General features: G+C 64.4%; 2 protein-coding genes. Both read left to right on the forward strand.

The window, feature by feature from the left end; all coding sequences use genetic code 11:
* Positions 1-1,496 (forward strand): alpha/beta fold hydrolase (locus tag ASE43_RS22865; RefSeq protein WP_200956244.1); only part of this gene is annotated, 1,496 nt, incomplete at its 5' end.
* 100 nt (positions 1,497-1,596) lie between these two features.
* A partial coding sequence (locus ASE43_RS21765; protein ID WP_200956245.1) for a hypothetical protein occupies positions 1,597-1,877 on the forward strand: 281 nt, incomplete at its 3' end.

Consider the following 1,877-nt stretch of genomic DNA (forward strand, 5'->3'; position numbering starts at 1 on the left):
TCCTGGATGCGCAGGGCGAGCCGGTGCCGGTGGGCGTGGCGGGCGAGCTCTACATCGGCGGCGATGGCGTGGCACGCGGCTATCTGAACCAGCCGGCGCTGACGGCCGAACGTTTCGTGCGCGATCCGTTCAGTGCCGATCCGCAGGCGCGCATGTACAAGACCGGCGACCTCGGTCGCTGGCTGCCGGACGGCAACATCGAGTACCTGGGGCGCGACGATTTCCAGGTGAAGATCCGCGGCTTCCGCATCGAGCTGGGCGAGATCGAGGCCCGGCTGACGGCGTGTGCCGGCGTGCGCGAGGCGGTGGTGCTGGCGCGCGAGGATGAGCCGGGCGACAAGCGGCTGGTGGCGTATGTGGTGCCAGCGGCGGCAGCGGAGCCGACGGCGGTGCAGTTGCGCGAAGCGCTGCAAACGCAGTTGCCCGAGTACATGGTGCCGAGCGCCTTCATGGTGCTCGACGCATTCCCGCTGACGCCGAACGGCAAGCTGGATCGCCAGGCGCTGCCCGCGCCGGATGGTAGCTCGCGGATGCAGCGCGGGTACGAAGCGCCGCAGGGCGAGATCGAACAGGGGCTGGCGGAGATATGGCGGTCGCTGCTGAAGGTCGAACAGGTGGGTCGCCACGATCACTTCTTCGAACTGGGCGGCCACTCGCTGCTGGTGGTGCAGATGACCTCGCAGGTGCGCGAGCGGCTCGGCATCGAACTGGGTTTGCGCGAGATTTTCCTGCATTCGACGCTGTCCGCACTCGCTGCGCGGATGACGACGCACGTCTCTACTCGTACCTGGAGTCCGCTGGTTCAGTTCAAGAAGACGCCTGGGAAACCCACGCTATATCTGGTGCCCGGTCTTGCCATGACGGCCGCTTCGTTCTGGGATCTGGCGCAGTCGCTTGATGGGCGCATGAATGTGCACGTCCTGGAAGCACAGGGACTGGAAGAAGGTCAGAAGCCATGCACGCGGATGGAAGACATCGTCGAGATGAATCTTTCGGCCATGCGCGAGAACGGACTTCCGGAGGGGCCGATCGTGCTGGGCGGACATTCCTACGGCGGTTCGGTGGCATTCGAGCTGGCACGTGCGCTGGAGGCATCCGGGCATCGTGTGCAGCTGATGCTGATCGATAACCTGCTGGTGCTTCCGTGGCAGCTGTTCAGGACGACGGATCCGGAGTTGAAGCGCGTCCTGAGCACGGACAAACGTCTGAAAAAACTGTTCGACGCCCAATCCGCCATTTACGATCGATACAAACCGTCGGGTCGTTTCCGCGGCGCGGTGGAAGTCATTTACGCGCGCGACGGCAAAATCAAAACGATGCCGGAGCGCAAGCGCCTGCATGCCTGCTGGGAATATTGCGAGCAGAAACCGGTGGTGTCCTCGGTAGGGGGAGATCATCGCAGCATGCTTGGCGCAGCACATGCGGATGAACTGTCGGAAGCCATCTGGCAAGCGTGGCGTCGCTACATCGACGGGTCGGAGGGTTTCGCGCACTAGGCAAATCGAAATCGTGCTCGACTTGAACTGAATCGCTGTTGGGATATTGCGCCGCCGTGTGCCGCTGGGGAGTGGCGACGGCGGTAGCCGAGGAGGATATGTGGACATACTTAGAGAAAGTCAGCCGGTAGCCCCCTGGTGGCGTCGCCACCGGCGGTGGCTGCTGGTGTCGGCGGGTGCGGCAGTGTTGGTGGTAGCGGCGATGAGCGTGCTGGGGCGAGCCGACCAGCTGGCGTCGCGCGACCGGGTGGTGCTGGCCAAGGTGAAGCAAGGCGAGTTCCTGGTGCAGGTGCGCGGTGTGGGCGAACTTACGTCCAAGCACATGCAGTTCCTGGGCGCGAAGGTCGAGGGCCAGGTGGAACGCATCGCCGTGGAAGCCGG

The organism is Lysobacter sp. Root983 (assembly GCF_001429345.1).
In the GTDB taxonomy this organism is placed as follows: Bacteria; Pseudomonadota; Gammaproteobacteria; order Xanthomonadales; family Xanthomonadaceae; genus Lysobacter.